Genomic DNA, 16908 nt, shown 5'->3' with positions numbered 1-16908 from the left:
TTAAACAGCATCCCGAACGGCAAAGAACAAGGACGCTTCATGTTCGACTGGAATGACCTGCGGTTTTTTCTCGAATTGCAGCGCAGCGGGCGTTTGCTCACGGCTGCCCGGCGCTTGAACACCACCCATGCCACCGTGGCGCGGCACATCGAGGCCATCGAAAAGAGCCTCGGTACGGCGTTGTTCGTCCAGCATGCCCAGGGGTATGAGATGACCCCGGCAGGCGAGGCGTTGCTTAAACACGCCGAGGCGATGGAGAACGTGGCGCTGCTGGCCCAGGAGGAAATCACCCAGTCCACCGCGCCGCTGGGCAAGATCCGCGTTGGGGTGACGGAAGGGCTGGGCATCATGTTCCTGGCCAGTCGCATGAACGGCTTGTTCGAGCGCTATCCGGGGCTGGAGGTGGAACTGGTGGCGGTGCCGCGGTTTGTCAGCATCCTCAACCGCGAGGCGGAAATCAGCATCCACCTCGAACGCCCGGCCGCCGACATGCTGGTCACTCGTAAACTCACCGACTATCGCCTGGCGCTCTATGCCAGCCAGGACTACCTCGACCGTTCACCGCCGTTGCGCAGTCGCGAGGACCTCGGGCGCCATGCGTGGATTGGCTATGTCGATGATTTGCTGTTCAGTCAGGAACTGATGTTCCTCAACAGCTTCTGCCGCAACCCGCGGGTGGTGTTTCACAGTACCAGCGTGATCGCCCAGCAACAGGCAGCGCGCTCAGGTCTGGGGATTGCCGTGCTGCCGTGCTACATGGCCAGTGCCGATCCCGGTCTGGTGCCATTGCTGCCGGACGAAAGCATCCAGCGTAGCTACTGGATCAGCACCCGCCGGGAGCTGCACAAGTCGGTGCGGTTGCGGGTGTTGTGGGATTATGTGGTGGAGTTGTGTGAGCGGGAGCAGGGGTTGTTGCAGGGGGCAGTTTCCCTCGGTGCCTGAGCTGACGCTATCGCGGGCAAGCCCGCTCCCACAGGTTTTTGTGCTGTTCACACCAACTGTGTAGCACAGCAGATCCCTGTGGGAGCGGGCTTGCCCGCGATGGCGGCGGTCCATCCAGAATTGATCCTACGGCTTAACCAACAATCTCAAACGCCGTGCTGGCCAGCCGTTCGCCATTGACCATGACATGCACAGCATGGCGCCCCGCATAATGCCGGCGGGTGGTGAGTTCCTTGATCTGCTGGCCACGGCTGACGGCTTCGACGGCGTTGCCCGGCAGCGTCAGCGCCTTGAGTTTGAACACCTTCGCCGAGGTGCTGCCGTTGGCCTTGACGTAATCGATGGCGTAGTCGATCACCAGGCGCTGGCTGCTTTCTACCGTGGATCTGACGGCAAACGACAGGGTAATCTTTTCTCCCAGGCCAATCACCGGCGGTTCGACTTTCACATCGACGATCTCGACTTCGGGCTTGCCGCCCGCACCGATGATCGCCAGTGCCCGCTGGTTGCCCTGTTTGATCAGGCTGCGCAGGGCGTGCTTGGCGATCCATGCGGTATGCCGGTTGTCCAGCGACCAGCCTTCGATCAGGCCGAGCACCCAGTCGGGATGATCCTTGGTGATGTCGTTGAGGTGGTTGGCCACGGATTTGCGCACGTACAGGCTGGTGTCGGCCTTGAGGTTGTCGAGGATGTTCGCGGCCAGTGCCGGATCGGCCTGGATGGGCTCCAGCCGGAATGACCAGGGCAGGCGTGGCCGGCATCCTTCGCTGGCCAGGCGCCGTACATGCTCGTTGTCGTCCAGCGACCAGGCATGCATCAGCTTGAGCGAGCGATCGAGGTCACTGCGCAGAAAGTGACGGATTGCGAATTCCGAAGAGCCAAATGCGGTGAAGTACTTCAGCGCGTCCATCGACTGATCGAACGCATGGGCGCCGTAGCTGGCGACGTAGTGCGGCAGGCACATGCCGACAAAGCCGCTGTTCAGGCGCGGGGCGAGGGCGCGCAGCACCTGCAGCGATGCCTCGTAGTCCAGGGGCAGCACGGCGTGCAGGCACTCACTGACCCGGGCCATGCGCTGCATGACGCTGAGGTCTGCCAGGCCGGATTGGGCCAGCTTCAGGAAGCGCCAGGCTTCGAATGGCGGATAGACAGCGGTCATTTCGCTGGCGATGTGCTGGAGGCGCTCGACGTTGAAGATTTCCTTGAGGGCCGGAGATTGTTGGTCAGTCATGGTGTTTCCCTGGCAATTGTTGTTGATCCATCACACCGCGTTATCGTTCATCGCGAGCAGGCCCTCATATTCACCTCATTTTGTGCCCGCCTGCTCCTGCAGTTGATCCGACTCGAACAACCTGCCCAGTTCGACCCGCGCTTCCTGCGCCGTCTGCATCACTTTCACGGCGTCGTCATACACCGCATGCTGGGCTTCAAGCACCTCTTCGTCGTGCTGCTTGAAGCGTTTGATCCGCGCATCCGCCTGGGCCTGGGTCAATCCCAGGCCGATCAGGGTTTGCCGGCTCATTTCCAGGCTCGAATAAAAGGTTTCGCGCACGGCGTGGGCGCCGACGTCCATCAACCGGTGTACATGCTGGCGGTTACGGGCTCGGGCGATGATTTTCATGTGCGGGTAGAGCTTGCGCACCAGTTCGGCGGTCTTGATGTTGGTGTCCGGGTCGTCGGTGGCGATCACGAAATACTCGGCTTCCCCGACCTTGGCCGCGTTGAGGATTTCCGGGCGCATCGGGTCGCCGTAGAACACCGGCACGCCACCGAAGCTGCGGGACAGTTCGATGGTTTCCACCGAGGTGTCGAGGGCCACGAACTTGATGTTCTGCGCGCGCAATATCCGCGCAACGATCTGCCCCATGCGACCCATGCCGGCGATCACCACCCGTGGCGCGTCGGCGTCGATTTCGCGGAACTTCTCCGGTACGTCCACCGGTTGCACTTTCGGGCTGACCAGGCGTGCGCAAAGCAGCAGCAACAGTGGCGTCACGGCCATGGACAGGGTGATGGTCAGCACCAGCAAGTCATACAGCTCCGTGGCGAACAGCCCGTGGTCGCGACCAATCTTGAACACCACAAAGGCAAATTCACCACCGGCCGCCAACACGATGCCCAGGCGGATCGCACTGACCTTTTTCAAGCCCCCGGCCAGGCGACCGACCAGGAACAGCAGCGGCAGTTTGATCGCGATCAGCAGCAGGGTCAGGCCCAGCACCGCCATCGGCATGCTCAGCAACAGGCTCAGGTTCGCGCCCATGCCGACGCTGATGAAAAACAGCCCGAGCAACAGACCCTTGAACGGCTCGATCTGGGCTTCCAGTTCATGGCGATACTCGGAGTCCGCCAGCAGCAGGCCGGCGAGGAAGGCGCCCAGGGCCATGGATATTCCGACCAGCTCCATCAGCCATGCCGTGCCAATCACTACCAGCAACGCCGTGGCGGTGGAGACCTCTGGCAGCGCGGTCTTGGTCACCACGCGAAACACCGGCCGCAGCAGATAACGCCCGCCGATCACCACCACGGCGATGCTGGCCAGCACTTGCAGGCCGTGGTTCAGGTTTTCGCTGGCGGTCGTGCTGTGATCGCCACCGGCAAGCAACGGCACCATGGCGATCAAGGGGATCGCGGCGATGTCCTGAAACAACAGGATCGCGAACGCCAGCCGCCCGTGGGGGCTTGTCAGTTCCTTGCGCTCAGCCAGGCTTTGCAGGCCGAACGCCGTGGACGACAACGCCAGGCCCAGGCCCAGGACGATCGCGGTGTTCAACGGCTGGCCAAACAGCCAAAGCGCTACCACGCCAATCACCGTGCCAGTGAGCAGCACTTGCGCCAGGCCCACGCCGAACACTGACTTGCGCATCACCCACAAGCGTCGCGGCGACAGTTCCAGACCGATGATGAACAGCAGCAACACCACGCCGAGTTCGGAAATGTTCGCGACGCTTTGCGGATTGTCGATCAGGCCCAGCACCGACGGGCCGATGATCACCCCGGCAAACAGATAGCCCAGAACCGCCCCCAGTTGCAGGCGCTTGGCCAAGGGAACGATGAGAACGGCCGCCATCAGAAACACGACAGCGGTTTGTAGCAGGTTGCCTTCATGGGGCATGAGAAAACTCCGGACTCGGTACAGCGGGGGTGACAAGAATAAAGGCTGGGCCCTTCGGCGTCAGCAAAACGCTCGGGCTCAGATGTTACAATTTGCATTAATTGGTTACATTTATAGAATTAGCTGATCAATCAAACTGTCCCTCTCGAGTAGACCCCATGGCGATCAACTTCGACCTCAACGATCTGCAGGCCTTCCGCGCCGTGGTCGAGCAGGGCAGCTTCCGCAAGGCCGCCGATACGGTACGGATATCCCAGCCAGCCTTGAGCCGGCGCATCGAAAAGCTCGAAGACGCCCTCGGCGTGCGGCTGTTCGAACGCACCACGCGCAAGGTCAGCCTGACCCAGGCTGGACGGGGTTTCATGCCCAGCGTCGAGCGCCTGCTGGATGATCTGGACGTGGCATTGCTGGGCATCAGCGAAGTCGCTTCGACCCGACTCGGCCATGTCACGGTCGCCTGTGTACCCTCGGCGGCTTACTACTTCATGCCGCGAGTGATCGCGCACTATCACCGGCAGTTTCCACGGATCAAGGTCAAGGTGCTGGACTCCAGCGCCCACGACGTATTGAGTGCGGTGGTCAATGGCGAAGCGGATTTCGGCCTGAGCTTCATGGGCACGCTGGAAGCCGAAGTGGATTTCGAGCCCTTGGTGCAAGAGGGGTATGTAGTGGCGTGCCGGCGCGATCATCCGCTGGCGGGGCGAAGCAGTGTCACTTGGGACGAGTTCTATCAGCAGGACTACATCTCGCTGGATAAAACCTCGGGCAACCGTTTTCTGCTGGATCAGGCACTGACCGGCGTGGTGCCGCAGCGGCCGAGCATCTGCGAAACCCGTCACGTGACCACCATGATCGGGCTGGTGGAGGCCGGGTTGGGCGTGGCGGCGGTGCCGCTGATGGCGATGCCGGCGGCGGACCATCCGATCCTGACGCGGGTGCCGTTGACCGATCCGCAGGTGATGCGCAGCGTCGGTCTGATCAAGCGCCGGGGGCGAACCCTGACCCCGGCGGCATTGGAGCTGGAACGGCTGGTGGTGGAGATGAAAGTCCTGTAGCCGTCGGTCAGCGACTGACCGAGTCCAGTCCGGTTGCTTTCACGTCCGGTTGAGCCTGGGCCGAGGCCATGTAGTCCAGTAAAGCCTTGGCTTCGGCCGGGTGCCGGGCACCTACCGGGATGCCGGCGGCAAACCGGGTGACCGACTGCACAGACTCCGGAATCTTCGCCACGAAACTGACCCCCGGCACCGGCAACAATTCGCTGACCTGCTGGAAGCCAAGTTGATAGTCGCCAGTGGCAACCACCGAACCCACGGGGATTTTCGCCACCATGGTCGACTTGGGCTTGAGCTGGTCTTCGATCCCCAGGCGCTTGAACAGTTGCTGCTCGATGTACACGCCGCTGGCGCTGTCGGAGTAGGCCACTGATTTGGCGTCGAGCAGCGTCTTTTTCAGGCCCTCGACGTTGCTGATATCCGGTTTCGGCGCACCTTCACGCACCACCAGGCCAATGCGCGAATCCGCCAGTTCGACACGGGAAGCCGGGTCGACCTTGCCCTGCTTGATCAAATCGTCCAGAGCGTAACCGACCATGATCACCACGTCGGCTTGCTCACCCCGGGCCAGGCGATTGGGAATCGCTTCGGGGGCCTTGCCCATGGAGGGACCGAGCGCGGTGTCGAGGGTGTTGCCGGTGGAAGCGGCGAATTTCGGGCCGAGGATCTTGTAGGCTGCCGTGAAGCCGCCGGAGGTCATCACGCGGATCTCTTCAGCCTGGGCAATGCTGCTCAAGCCCAGGCTGACCAGCAACGCGAGGGCGGCAAGATTGAAGGTTTTTTTCATGGTCATGTTCTCGATGAAGGGCCGGTTCACGACGCCACCGGTTGCAGATGATTCGAGGCGCGGCGATAGAGCATGAGCGTGGCGCACAGCGCGCACAGTGCTGCAAAGCTCATCCAGTAACCCGGCGCCGCCTTGTCGCCGGTGTACTGGATCAGCAAGGTCGACATCGCCGGGGTGAACCCGCCGAACACGGCCGTGGCCAGGCTATAGGCGAGGGAGAAACCGGCCACCCGGACTTCCACGGGCATGATCTCCGTCAGCGCCGGAATCATCGCGCCGTTGTACAGGCCGTAGATGAACGACAGCCACAACAGCACCAGCAGCATGTGGATGAAGCTGGGCGCGTTCACCAGATAGGTCAGCACCGGGTAAGTGGTGGCGATGGCCAACAAGGCCATGGCGATCAACACCGGACGTCGACCGATGCGGTCCGAGAGGGCGCCACCGATCGGCAGCCAGATGAAATTCGAAACGCCCACCAGCAATGTCACCAGCAGCGCATCGGACGTGCTCAGGTGCAGCACGGTTTTACCAAAGGTCGGCGCGTACACCGTGATCAGGTAGAACGCGGTGGTGGTCAGGGCGACCATCATCATGCCCGCGAACACGGTCAGCCAGTTTTGCCCCAGGGTGCGGAACACCTCACCCATGCTCGGGCGGTGTTTGCGGGTGGCGAACTCTTCGGTCTCCTCCAGGTTGCGGCGTAGCAGGAAGATGAACGGCACGATCATGCAGCCGACGAAGAACGGAATCCGCCAGCCCCAATCGGCAATCACGCTCGGCGCCATCCACTGGTTCAAGGCGTAACCCAGCGCGGCGGCGACGATGATCGCCACTTGCTGGCTGCCCGACTGCCAACTGGTGAAAAAGCCCTTGTGGCCGGGTGTGGCGATCTCGGCGAGATACACCGACACGCCGCCCAGTTCCGCACCGGCGGAAAAGCCCTGCAGCAGCCGCCCGATCAGCACCAGGGCCGGGGCGAACAGACCGATGGTTTCGTAACCGGGCACCAGCACAATCAGGATGGTGCCGCTGGCCATGATCGACAGGGTCACGATCAACCCTTTGCGTCGACCCACATCATCGATATAGGCACCCAGCACCACGGCGCCCAACGGACGCATCAAAAAGCCTGCACCGAACACGGCGAAGGTCATCATCAGCGAGGCGAATTCGCTGCTGGCCGGAAAGAACACGGCAGCGATCTGCGTGGCATAGAAACCGAAAAGGAAGAAGTCGAACTGTTCGAGGAAGTTGCCCGAGGTGACCCGGAAAATGGCACTGGCGCGAGAGCGTCCGCGCGGGATTGAGGCTGTCATCGATAAATACTCCACCGCTTTTATGACGTGCGCCGGCTGGACGCGGCGCACGGTTCTTATTGGGGCGGATAGTGGAGCAGGGGCATCGATATGTTAATTGCATTGTTGGCATGCATTGATGCGTGAAGCGGATCAATGCATTCGTGGCCTTGCTCGTGCAGTTACCGGTACAGGCTCCCGTCGACGAAGCGCTATTCGCTATGCGCCCGCGCAACGCTCTCGGTGCCCAGCCGATATTGATTGTTCCCGCTGCGTTTGGCCTCATACATCGCCAGGTCGGCAATGTGCAGCAAACGGTCGATACTCGACGCATGATCGGGGAACACCGCGACGCCGAGGCTGGTGCCGATGTGGCGCTGGTCGTTGCCGATGGTGACGGGCGGGGAGAGTTCGACGAAGATTTTCTGGCAGATGCTGCGCGCTTCGTCTTGAAGGCTATTGCCCTGGGGCAGGTCCTGGAGAATGACCACGAATTCGTCGCCGCCGATCCGGGCGACGGTGTCGGTGCCGCGCAGAATGCGCTTGAGCCGGGTGGCGGTCGTGACCAGCACGCGGTCGCCGGCCGCATGACCATAGCGGTCGTTGATGGCCTTGAAACCATTGAGGTCGACAAACACCAGCGCCACCCGCGTGGCACTGGTGCGCGCCAGCTCCAGCGCTTCGGACAGGCGTTCTTCGAGCACCAGGCGATTGGGCAGGCCGGTCAACGGGTCGTAATGGGCCAGGTGCTTGAGGTAGTTGGCCGAGGCCTTTTCTTCGGTGATGTCGCGTACCACGCCCATCATCTTGACCGTTTCGTCGTGGTCGTTCTTGACCACGTTGCCGGTTTCGCGCAGCCAGCGGATCGTTCCGTCGGGCCAGACCACGCGGTATTCCTCGTCATGGTTTTCGCCGGTTTCCAGGCAACGCAGTTCGCCGGCCCGAACCCTGGGCCGGTCGTCCGGATGCACGCAGGAGCAGAACAGGGCGTAGGAGGGCGTCACTTCGCCGATCTTGAAGCCGAACATGCCGAAAATCGCATCTGACCAGTACAACCGGTCGGTGTCGACATCCCAATCCCAGGTGCCGATGCGGGCAAAGTACTGGCTGCGTTTGAAGCGCTCGGCGTCGCCGTCCTGATGGATGCTCTGGCCTTCGGACAGGCGGGTGACGATGCTGCGATATTCGGCCAGTTGCTTTTGCAGCGAACGTTCGCGCCAGACCAGCGCGACGATCAGGGTGAGCGTCGTTGAACCAAGGATGACGCTGGTCCAGAGCAGGATCATTCGGGGATGGCCATCAGGGCGGTGAACCGTAGGGTAATTGTTGATTATTTTAGTTCAGCAAACCGCTTTGAACGCCGCGCGGGAGGCGGCAATGGTTGCCAATCGCGAGCAAATCTGGGAAAACGGCGCCCATCAGGCCCTTGAGGGCGAGAGAGCATACGAGTGAATTCAATGAATGACGAGCTTCAGGTAATCGATCTTCAGGTGGGTGACGGAAAAGCCGCCGTAAAAGGCGCGCTGATCACCACCCAGTACCGTGGTTGGCTGGAGGACGGGACCGAATTCGACTCTTCCTACAGCCGGGGCAAACCCTTCCAGTGCGTGATCGGCACCGGGCGGGTCATCAAGGGCTGGGACCTGGGCATCATTGGCATGCAGGTCGGTGGCAAGCGCAAGGTGTTGGTGCCGGCGCACCTTGCCTATGGCGAGCGCACCATGGGCAAGATCACGCCGAATTCGAACCTGATCTTCGAAATTGAATTGCTGGAAGTGCTGACGCGGGATGATTGACCCTCAGGCCTGAAAGGTTTCCCGGTACGCGTACAGGCCAGGTGTGCCGCCGGTCATGACGAACAGCACGTTGTCCCCGGTGGCGAATCGCCCTTGCTGCAAGTCGGCCAGCAATCCCGCAAAGGCTTTGCCGGAGTACACCGGGTCGACCAGCAGGCCTTCGGCACGGGCCATCAGGCGTACCGCGTCCTGCATGGCGGCGGTTGGCAAACCATAGCCGGCGCCCAGCTGGCTGCCATCAATCACCATCCCGGCAGCTTGCACCTCGGCGCTGCTGCCCAGGAGCGCCAGTGTCTCGCGGGTCAATTGCAGGGTTCTCGCCGCTGATGAGTCCTGGTCGGACAACACCGAGAACGACTTGACCACCGACGTACCCCGTCCAAGCAACTGGAAACCCGCCGCGAGCCCGGCATGGGTCCCGGCGCTGCCATTGGGGACCACCACTTGGTTGAACGTCAGATCCAGCTCCGCCTCTTGCCGGGCGATTTCCGCTGCGCAGCGAGCGTAGCCGAGGCTGCCCAAAGGGGTCGAGCCACCGGTCGGCAGAACCATGACCTTGCGCCCGCAATCCCGAAGCTGCGCCGCCCTGGCCTCGGCTTTGGCCAGTGAGTCGGTACCGCCGGCAAACACCTGCATCTGTGCGCCGAACAGTTGGTCGAGCAGCACGTTGCCATTGAGTTCGTAATCCACCTCGGCCTTGGCGACGGCCCGGGTCAGGAACAGCTCGCAGTCGATGCCCAGCCGGGCGCACACCGCGGCGGTCAGGCGCGCATGATTGGACTGGATACCTCCCACGGTAATGATCGTATCGACCCCGGCTTGCAGCGCCGCGCCAATATGGAATTCAAGTTTGCGCAGCTTGTTGCCGCCCGCGCCGATCAACATATGGTCGTCGCGTTTGAGAAACAGGCCGATACCCTGCTTGTCCAGGCCCAGCTGCTGTTCGAGTCGCGCAGCCCGCTGGATGGGGGTGGGACCTTGCAGCAGGTCTGCCCGCGCAAAAACACTCAGGGACTTGTCCAGTTGGGTCTGCATCGATCGAGCCTCGTTGTTCACCATGATCAGGCTGACTTTATGGAGAAAGGTCGGTGGGATAAACGCACTGCCGGTCATGACTGTTTTAACACGGTGTAACTAATCGGCCGGGCGGCGGGACTTTCCAGGTCGCTTTGGATAGGCTGAACCGGACTTGAAACCACGATCTGAAGAGGAGAAGGCGGGTTGCCAATCAACGAATACGCCACGGCCATCGAACTGCTGGACGAGTCTTATCGGCATTGGACCGGTGAACCCCTGCCAGCACCGCAGGCGCTGAGCGGGCCTGAACGCCTGCTCTGGCTGCACGCCCACGCGCCCTACAGCTTGCTGGCCCACGGCACGGAGGACGACCCTCTGTTCTTCTACGCCAATGAACAGGCGCTGACCTGCTTCAAGTACCCGCGCCCGGAATTTCTGGGCATGCCGTCACGCTTCAGCGCCTCGCCACTGGACCGCGCGGTGCGCCAGACCCTGCTGGAGCAGGTCACGGCCCATGGCATTGCCCACGGTTACAGCGGCTATCGGGTGGATCGGCAGGGTAGTGCCTTCATGATTCATGAAGGCAAGGTGTGGACGCTGATCGATCAACAGGGGTTGCGCGTGGGGCAGGCGGCGTTGTTCTGGCCGGATGCAGAGCGGGTCGGGCAGTTGGGGTGTTGAGCCCCAACCTTTAGCGGACGGCCTGCCGACCGGCTGGCGAATATCGATATCAACCCGACCTGTCATCGGGTTGTGACTTGCCAGGCTGCGCTCTATCGGCGAACATACGCGCCATATAGGGGTAGGGGGTATAGGTATGTCGCACATTCACGAACATAAAGATGACTTGATCAAGCGGGTCAGACGGATTGCCGGGCAGGTGGAGGCCGTAGAGCGAGCGCTTGAGTCCGATGCCGATTGCGCCAAGACCCTGCACCTGGTCGCCGCCATCCGGGGCGCGGTCAATGGTCTGCTGGAGCAGTTCATCGACGCCCATGCCCGCGAGCACGTGGCCCATCCGGACTTGAGCGATGAAGAGCGCGCCCAGGGCGTGGAAGACTTGTTGCTGGCCATCCGCCGTTATGCCAAATAGAGGCCTGAATTCCATGAAACAGACACCCCAGGCTTCGCGTTTTGCCCATGATCATGTGTTTCTCGGCGCATCCCATGATGAAAACGCCCGACGCACCTTATGGGTGGTGGCGCTGACGTTCGTGATGATGATTGGTGAAATTGCTGCCGGTTACATCACTGGTTCCATGGCCCTGCTGGCCGATGGTTTTCACATGGCCACCCATGCCGGGGCCTTGGGCATCGCGGCGGCGGCCTATGGATTCGCACGACGCAATGCCAACAACGCGCGCTACAGCTTCGGCACCGGCAAGGTCGGGGATCTCGCCGGTTTTGCCTCGGCCATGGTGCTGGGGCTAGTGGCGATCGGCATTGCCGGTGAGTCCGTTTATCGCCTGTTTCAGCCAACGACCGTGGCATTCACCGAAGCGACGGTGATTGCGGTGGTGGGGCTGGCGGTGAACATCGCCAGTGCCTTTTTGCTGGCTGGCGACCACGGCCATCATGGCCACGATCACGGACATAGCCATGACCACGGCCATCATCACCATCACGACAACAACCTGCGCTCGGCGTATGTCCATGTGTTGGCCGACGCCTTGACCTCGGTGCTGGCGATTGCCGCGTTACTGGCCGGGCGCTATCTGGGGTGGGTGTGGCTGGACCCGGTGATGGGCATCGTGGGCGCCATCGTGATCGCGAAGTGGGCCGTTGGATTGATGCGTGACAGCGCTGCGGTGTTGCTCGATGTCACGGATGAGCACGTTGCCGATGAAATTCGTGAACTGCTGGAGTCATCGGACGATGTGCGCATCAGCGATCTGCATGTCTGGCAGGTTGGCCCCCAGGCGCGGGCCGCGATTGTCAGCGTTGTGGCCGCGGCCAATGTCAGTGCCGACAGCATTCGCGAACGCCTGGCGCCGGTCCATGAACTGTCTCATTTGACCGTTGAATACCGCACGGCTTGAGCGGCTTGCGGTCAGTCACTGACCAGCGGAATCCGTCCATTCGTGGATGGGCGGTATTGCCACTTCAGCTGCTCCAGTGCCGGCCTCATCGCCAGAAACTGCCTGAGCGTGGCGCCGGCAATGCTCAACGCCAGGCGTTGCCCCGGGCATTGATGGCGCCCTGCACCGAAGGTGAAGCTGCGCCGGTTCGGGCGGTCGAGCAGGAAGGTGTCGGGGTTGTCGTTGAGCTGCGGGTCGCGATTGGCCGAGGCCAGCAGCACCAGGATCACGTCGGTGGCGTTCAGCCTCACGCCGTCAATCTCGCAGGGGGCGGTGACGAAGCGGCGGGTGTTCTGTACCGGCGGGTCGAAGCGCTGCACTTCGGCCATCAGGTCTTCGACAGGGATTGATTCGCCGCGTAACAACGGATGTTGAATCAATGCCAGCACGGCGTTGCCGATCAGCCCGGCAGTGGCCTCGAAGGTCTGGGAGAGCAGGCCGATCAGGTTGGCGATCAGGGTTTGCGGCGCGCCGGTTGCGAAACGTTGGCGGATGCCTGCCAGCAAAGGGCTGTGGTTGTGCGGATCGTCGAGCAATTCGATGAAGTAACCGCTCAATTGTTCGGCGGCAGCGTTGGCGGCGGTCAATTGTGCCGCGTCGCTCAAGGGCGACAGGCAGGCGACGAAATCCGCCGTCAACTCGCTGATGGCGCGGCCCTGGGCCGGGGTGAACCCCAACAACGCCGCCACCACGCACACCGGTCCGCGAAACATGGCGTTGTACAGGCCAGCGGCATCCGCGGTGATCAATCGGGCGCTGACCAGGGCCTCGACTTCCCGCGCATCGATCAACTCCAGCCCCGGCGCAATCGCCGACCGTGGGCAACGCTGGCGTTCACCTTCATTCATGCGCATCAATTGGCTGAACACCTGGCCGGCCATGCCGTCGGCGATCGCCTTGGGGACTGGCTCCTGCGCCGGTCGAACGTGGCAATCGGGGTGCGCCAGCACGGCGGCCACCGCCCGGGCGCTGCTGGCCACCCACAGGTTCAGCCCCGGATGAAAAGCCAGTCCACCGTTGGCACGCAGTTGTGCGTAGTAGGGATAAGGATCGGCATGGGTCGCAGCGATGATCGGGTCCATGGGTCACAGCCTTTTGTTGTTGGAAAGAGTTGCTACTATCTCCAGTCCGAAAGGGCTTTGATTCGTCCGGGAGCGAAATATGAGCGCAGAACATCACGACATCGGTGTCTCGCAGGTGGCGGCAGCCATCGCTGAGCCGGCGCGGACGAAAATCCTCTGTTCGCTGATGGACGGCCACGCCCGGACCAGCACCGAACTGGCGGCGGTGGCCGAAGTCAGCGCGTCGACCGCCAGTGCCCACTTGGCCAAACTCAAGGAGCTGGCGCTGGTGCGGCTGCACGTCCAGGGACGTCATCGCTATTACAGCCTGGCGGACAAACGCGTGGCCCAGGCCCTGGAGGTACTGATGGTGATCGGCCAGAACACCGCGCCGGGCTTCCGGGCGCGGACCCCGGATCGCCTGCAATTTGCCCGCACCTGCTACGACCACATGGCGGGAACCCTGGCGGTGCTGTTGCATGACCGGTTGCTTGAAGCGGGCTGGCTGGAGGAAACCGATGAACAGGCCTATCGCTTGAGCGACAGTGGTACGGCAATGTTTCAAGGGCTCGGGATCGAGGTACAGGACTTGAGCACCTTGCGCCGCCGCTTTGCCTGCCCGTGCCTGGACTGGAGCATGCGCCGGCCACATCTGGGCGGGTCGCTGGGCGCGGCGTTGCTGCAAACGGCGCTCAAGCGCAAGTGGGTGACCCAGGATCTGGACAGTCGGGCGTTGGCGTTGACGGGGTTGGGGCGCAAAGAGTTTGGAAGGCGGTTTGGAATCGAATTGCCGTTGGTGGTTGAGGGTAATGTCAAAGTTTCGCAAATGACGGCAGGTTCGGTGGAGTTCGGGAACATTCGCTGACTGACAATAGGTGTATTCCGGATGCTTCTGTATTGAATGCAATGCCGTCATCGCGAGCAAGCTCGCTCCCACAGGGGGGGGAGTGGTGGGTTTGTCAGTACAATGCAAACAAAAAGCCCCCCATCGGTCACCCGATGGGGGGCTTTTGTGCGTCTGGCGTCAGGTCAAACCTTGACGATCCAGCCCGCTGGCGCTTCGATGTCGCCGGTTTGCACGCCGGTCAGCTCTTTGTAGAGCTTCTGGGTGATCGGGCCGACTTCGGTTTCGCTGTGGAACACGTGCAGGTGGTCGTTGTAGTTGATGCCGCCAATCGGCGTGATCACCGCAGCGGTACCGCAAGCACCGGCTTCCTTGAAGTCGGAGAGCTTGTCGATGAACACGTCACCTTCGACCACGTCCAGACCCAGGCGGGACCTGGCCAGCTCGATCAGCGACAGACGGGTGATGCCCGGCAGTACCGATGGCGAGTTCGGGGTCACGAACTTGTTGTCGTGGGTGATCCCGAAGAAGTTGGCCGAACCGACTTCCTCGATCTTGGTATGGGTCAGCGGATCCAGGTAGATACAGTCGGCGAAATGCGCTTTCTTGGCCTGGGAGCCCGGCATCAGGCTGGCGGCGTAGTTGCCACCGACCTTGGCGGCACCGGTGCCTTGTGGCGCGGCGCGGTCGTAGCTGGAGATCAGGAAGTTGTGCGGGGTCAGGCCGCCCTTGAAGTAGGCGCCAACCGGAATGCAGAAGATCGAGAAGATGAACTCGGGGGCGGTACGCACGCCGATGTTGTCACCCACGCCGATCACGAACGGACGCAGGTACAGCGCGCCGCCAGTGCCGTACGGCGGAATGAAACGCTCGTTGGCGCGGACCACTTCCTTGCAGGCTTCGATGAACTGCTCGGTTTCCACCTGCGGCATCAGCAGGCGGGCGCAGCTGCGCTGCATGCGCAGGGCGTTCTGGTCCGGGCGGAACAGGTTGATCGAGCCGTCCTTGCAACGATAGGCCTTCATCCCTTCGAAGCATTGCTGGCCATAGTGAAGGGCAGTAGAGCCTTCGCTGATGTGCAGCACGTTATCTTCGGTCAGGGTGCCTTTGTCCCACTCGCCATTGCGAAAGTACGACAGATAGCGCTTGTCGGTCTTGATGTAGTCAAAACCCAGCTTGTCCCAATTGATGCTTTCGTTACCCATGACACCCTCTATCACTGAACAACCGCCGAAACGGTTCAAGGCTTCTGACGTTTTTTGGATGGGGACAACAATACTTCATTCTTGGGCTAAATCGCAGCCCAGACTATCGGGTGACGGACAGATTTCTTAGCCTGCTCATGAAAAAAGCCGCCGATCCCTCATCGTTCGAAATCCTGTGGCGAGGGAGCTTGCTCCCGTTCCAGTGCGTAGCACTGGTAAAACCAGACATCGCGGTACTTCTGAAAGACCGCGGTGGTCCGGTTGGGACGGCTTCGCCGCCCAGCGGGAGCAAGCTCCCTCGCCACAATTGGCCTCCGGTCGATCTGCTTACAGATGCAACGCATGCCCCAACGCCCGCAACGCTGCTTCCTGCACCGCCTCACCCAGCGTCGGATGCGCATGGATGGTGCCGCCGATGTCTTCCAGGCGTGCGCCCATCTCCAGGCTCTGGGCAAACGCCGTGGACAACTCCGACACGCCAACGCCCACCGCCTGCCAGCCGACAATCACATGATTGTCCCGACGGGCGACCACCCGCACGAAGCCGCTTTTCGACTCCAATGTCATCGCCCGGCCATTGGCGGTGAACGGGAAGCTCGACACGATGCAGTCCCAACCTGCGGCGTTGGCTTCGTCCGGGGTCTTGCCGACCACCACCAGTTCCGGGTCGGTGAAGCACACGGCGGCGATGGCGGTCGGGTTGAACTCGCGGGATTTACCGCTGATCAGCTCGGCGACCATCTCGCCCTGGGCCATGGCCCGGTGGGCGAGCATCGGTTCGCCGCTCAGGTCACCGATGGCATGCACGTTGCGCATGCTGGTCTGGCAGCGGTGGTCGATCTTGATCGACGAACCGTTCATGTCCAGGTTCAGCGCTTCGAGGTTCCAGCCCTGGGTGTTCGGCTTGCGACCGACGGCCACCAGCACCTGATCGGTCTCTAGGTTCAGGGTCGCGCCGTTCGGGGCCAATACCTGCAATGTATTTTCTTTTGAATCAAAGCCTTGCACGCTGTGTTTCAAGTAAAGCTTTATGCCGAGTTTTCTCAGTTCGTCGTGCACAGGCTGGGTCAGTTCGGCGTCGTAGGCCGGCAGGATGCGTTCCTGCGCCTCCACCACGCTGACCTCGGCGCCGAGCTTGCGATAGGCAATGCCCAGCTCCAGACCGATGTAGCCACCGCCGACCACGATCAAGCGCTTGGGTACGGACGTCGGCGCCAGGGCCTCGGTGGACGAGATGATCGGCCCGCCAATCGGCAACATCGGCAGGTTCACGCTTTTCGAACCGGTGGCCAGCACCAGGTGCTCGCACTGGATGCGCGTGTCGCCGACATCCACGGTTTTTCCGTCAACCACTTTGGCCCAGCCTTGAACGACCTGGACCTTGTTCTTTTTCAGCAACGCGGCAACGCCGGTGGTCAGGCGATCGACAATGCCGTCCTTCCACTCAATGCTCTTGGTGATATCGAGGGAAGGCGCCGAAACGCTGATGCCCAGGGCCGAAAGCTGATGGTGGTGCTGCGTCTGGTGAAACTGCTCGGCGACGTGAATCAGTGCCTTCGACGGAATGCAGCCGATGTTCAGGCAGGTGCCGCCCAACGATTGGCCTTCCACCAGAATGGTCGGGATGCCCAACTGGCCGGCACGGATCGCTGTCACATAACCGCCAGGACCGCCGCCGATGATCAGCAGAGTGGTGTTCAAAGTTTGCATGGT

At 61.8% G+C, this 16908-nt stretch carries 16 protein-coding genes; 7 read left to right on the top strand and 9 right to left on the bottom strand.

Features of this window, described 5'->3' with window-relative positions; genetic code table 11:
- The first annotated feature begins 39 nt into the window (after positions 1–39).
- Positions 40–942 carry a LysR family transcriptional regulator gene (locus KGB07_RS28350; protein ID WP_223455997.1) on the top strand — a complete coding sequence of 301 codons (903 nt, stop codon included), beginning with the start codon at positions 40–42 and terminating at the stop codon, positions 940–942.
- A 133-nt stretch (positions 943–1075) separates the two neighbouring features.
- Here KGB07_RS28350 and KGB07_RS28345 read toward each other — a convergent pair whose 3' ends face one another.
- Complete coding sequence (locus KGB07_RS28345; RefSeq protein WP_223467333.1) at positions 1076–2173, bottom strand: DNA alkylation repair protein; 1098 nt, start codon at positions 2171–2173, stop codon at positions 1076–1078.
- Positions 2174–2248: 75 nt separating this feature from the next.
- Positions 2249–4057 carry a monovalent cation:proton antiporter-2 (CPA2) family protein gene (locus tag KGB07_RS28340; RefSeq protein ID WP_046037330.1) on the bottom strand — a complete coding sequence of 603 codons (1809 nt, stop codon included), beginning with the start codon at positions 4055–4057 and terminating at the stop codon, positions 2249–2251.
- Between the two features lie 158 nt (positions 4058–4215).
- Between KGB07_RS28340 and KGB07_RS28335 the strand changes: the two genes are divergently transcribed.
- Positions 4216–5112: a LysR family transcriptional regulator gene (locus tag KGB07_RS28335; protein ID WP_046037328.1), complete on the top strand. Its 897-nt coding sequence runs from the start codon at positions 4216–4218 to the stop codon at positions 5110–5112.
- Positions 5113–5119: 7 nt separating this feature from the next.
- On the opposite strand, the gene KGB07_RS28330 is transcribed toward KGB07_RS28335, so the two are convergent.
- From KGB07_RS28330 to KGB07_RS28320, 3 genes are all read right to left on the bottom strand, one after another.
- On the bottom strand, positions 5120–5896 hold the full coding sequence (locus KGB07_RS28330) for a substrate-binding domain-containing protein (protein WP_046037437.1): 777 nt from the start codon (positions 5894–5896) through the stop codon (positions 5120–5122).
- Positions 5897–5922: 26 nt separating this feature from the next.
- Complete coding sequence (locus tag KGB07_RS28325; protein WP_046037327.1) at positions 5923–7215, bottom strand: MFS transporter; 1293 nt, start codon at positions 7213–7215, stop codon at positions 5923–5925.
- Between the two features lie 191 nt (positions 7216–7406).
- Entirely contained in the window at positions 7407–8480 is a 1074-nt protein-coding gene (locus tag KGB07_RS28320; RefSeq protein ID WP_046037325.1) for a sensor domain-containing diguanylate cyclase, read from the bottom strand.
- Between the two features lie 171 nt (positions 8481–8651).
- Between KGB07_RS28320 and KGB07_RS28315 the strand changes: the two genes are divergently transcribed.
- Complete coding sequence (locus KGB07_RS28315) at positions 8652–8990, top strand: FKBP-type peptidyl-prolyl cis-trans isomerase (RefSeq protein WP_223467331.1); 339 nt, start codon at positions 8652–8654, stop codon at positions 8988–8990.
- Between the two features lie 3 nt (positions 8991–8993).
- Here the strand turns inward: KGB07_RS28315 and KGB07_RS28310 are convergent, their stop codons facing one another.
- Complete coding sequence (locus KGB07_RS28310; protein WP_223467329.1) at positions 8994–10025, bottom strand: D-cysteine desulfhydrase family protein; 1032 nt, start codon at positions 10023–10025, stop codon at positions 8994–8996.
- Between the two features lie 186 nt (positions 10026–10211).
- Between KGB07_RS28310 and KGB07_RS28305 the strand changes: the two genes are divergently transcribed.
- The 3 genes from KGB07_RS28305 to dmeF all read left to right on the top strand — a co-directional run bounded on the left by KGB07_RS28305 (position 10212) and on the right by dmeF (position 12046).
- Positions 10212–10688 carry an MEKHLA domain-containing protein gene (locus KGB07_RS28305; RefSeq protein WP_080925230.1) on the top strand — a complete coding sequence of 159 codons (477 nt, stop codon included), beginning with the start codon at positions 10212–10214 and terminating at the stop codon, positions 10686–10688.
- A gap of 136 nt (positions 10689–10824) precedes the next feature.
- The gene (locus tag KGB07_RS28300) at positions 10825–11100 is read left to right on the top strand and encodes a metal/formaldehyde-sensitive transcriptional repressor (protein ID WP_046037323.1); all 276 of its coding nucleotides are present in this window, start codon (positions 10825–10827) and stop codon (positions 11098–11100) included.
- A gap of 13 nt (positions 11101–11113) precedes the next feature.
- Positions 11114–12046 (top strand): CDF family Co(II)/Ni(II) efflux transporter DmeF, encoded by a 933-nt coding sequence (gene dmeF, locus KGB07_RS28295; protein ID WP_046037322.1) that lies wholly within the window; start codon positions 11114–11116, stop codon positions 12044–12046.
- A gap of 11 nt (positions 12047–12057) precedes the next feature.
- On the opposite strand, the gene KGB07_RS28290 is transcribed toward dmeF, so the two are convergent.
- Positions 12058–13167, bottom strand: coding sequence for a cytochrome P450 (locus KGB07_RS28290; protein ID WP_223467327.1), 1110 nt, complete (start codon positions 13165–13167; stop codon positions 12058–12060).
- 79 nt (positions 13168–13246) lie between these two features.
- Between KGB07_RS28290 and KGB07_RS28285 the strand changes: the two genes are divergently transcribed.
- The gene (locus KGB07_RS28285) at positions 13247–14011 is read left to right on the top strand and encodes an ArsR/SmtB family transcription factor (protein ID WP_223467325.1); all 765 of its coding nucleotides are present in this window, start codon (positions 13247–13249) and stop codon (positions 14009–14011) included.
- Between the two features lie 164 nt (positions 14012–14175).
- On the opposite strand, the gene KGB07_RS28280 is transcribed toward KGB07_RS28285, so the two are convergent.
- Positions 14176–15195, bottom strand: coding sequence for a branched-chain amino acid aminotransferase (locus KGB07_RS28280; protein WP_046037319.1), 1020 nt, complete (start codon positions 15193–15195; stop codon positions 14176–14178).
- Between the two features lie 327 nt (positions 15196–15522).
- The gene (lpdA, locus tag KGB07_RS28275) at positions 15523–16905 is read right to left on the bottom strand and encodes a dihydrolipoyl dehydrogenase (protein WP_223467323.1); all 1383 of its coding nucleotides are present in this window, start codon (positions 16903–16905) and stop codon (positions 15523–15525) included.
- Positions 16906–16908: the final 3 nt, after the last annotated feature.

The organism is Pseudomonas sp. GL-RE-26, assembly GCF_019956275.1.
Classification (GTDB): domain Bacteria; phylum Pseudomonadota; class Gammaproteobacteria; order Pseudomonadales; family Pseudomonadaceae; genus Aquipseudomonas; species Aquipseudomonas grandcourensis.
Note: the sequence above shows the minus strand (reverse complement) of the source record. Positions and strands in the feature narration are given on the sequence as shown.

Bases quoted from the DNA above. Each gene is read 5' to 3' on its own strand.
- KGB07_RS28350 (WP_223455997.1), top strand. From the start codon at position 40: ATGTTCGACTGGAATGACCTGCGGTTTTTTCTCGAATTGCAGCGCAGC.
- KGB07_RS28345 (WP_223467333.1), bottom strand. From the start codon at position 2,173: ATGACTGACCAACAATCTCCGGCCCTCAAGGAAATCTTCAACGTCGAG.
- KGB07_RS28340 (WP_046037330.1), bottom strand. From the start codon at position 4,057: ATGCCCCATGAAGGCAACCTGCTACAAACCGCTGTCGTGTTTCTGATG.
- KGB07_RS28335 (WP_046037328.1), top strand. From the start codon at position 4,216: ATGGCGATCAACTTCGACCTCAACGATCTGCAGGCCTTCCGCGCCGTG.
- KGB07_RS28330 (WP_046037437.1), bottom strand. From the start codon at position 5,896: ATGAAAAAAACCTTCAATCTTGCCGCCCTCGCGTTGCTGGTCAGCCTG.
- KGB07_RS28325 (WP_046037327.1), bottom strand. From the start codon at position 7,215: ATGACAGCCTCAATCCCGCGCGGACGCTCTCGCGCCAGTGCCATTTTC.
- KGB07_RS28320 (WP_046037325.1), bottom strand. From the start codon at position 8,480: ATGATCCTGCTCTGGACCAGCGTCATCCTTGGTTCAACGACGCTCACC.
- KGB07_RS28315 (WP_223467331.1), top strand. From the start codon at position 8,652: ATGAATGACGAGCTTCAGGTAATCGATCTTCAGGTGGGTGACGGAAAA.
- KGB07_RS28310 (WP_223467329.1), bottom strand. From the start codon at position 10,025: ATGCAGACCCAACTGGACAAGTCCCTGAGTGTTTTTGCGCGGGCAGAC.
- KGB07_RS28300 (WP_046037323.1), top strand. From the start codon at position 10,825: ATGTCGCACATTCACGAACATAAAGATGACTTGATCAAGCGGGTCAGA.
- dmeF (WP_046037322.1), top strand. From the start codon at position 11,114: ATGAAACAGACACCCCAGGCTTCGCGTTTTGCCCATGATCATGTGTTT.
- KGB07_RS28290 (WP_223467327.1), bottom strand. From the start codon at position 13,167: ATGGACCCGATCATCGCTGCGACCCATGCCGATCCTTATCCCTACTAC.
- KGB07_RS28285 (WP_223467325.1), top strand. From the start codon at position 13,247: ATGAGCGCAGAACATCACGACATCGGTGTCTCGCAGGTGGCGGCAGCC.
- KGB07_RS28280 (WP_046037319.1), bottom strand. From the start codon at position 15,195: ATGGGTAACGAAAGCATCAATTGGGACAAGCTGGGTTTTGACTACATC.
- lpdA (WP_223467323.1), bottom strand. From the start codon at position 16,905: ATGCAAACTTTGAACACCACTCTGCTGATCATCGGCGGCGGTCCTGGC.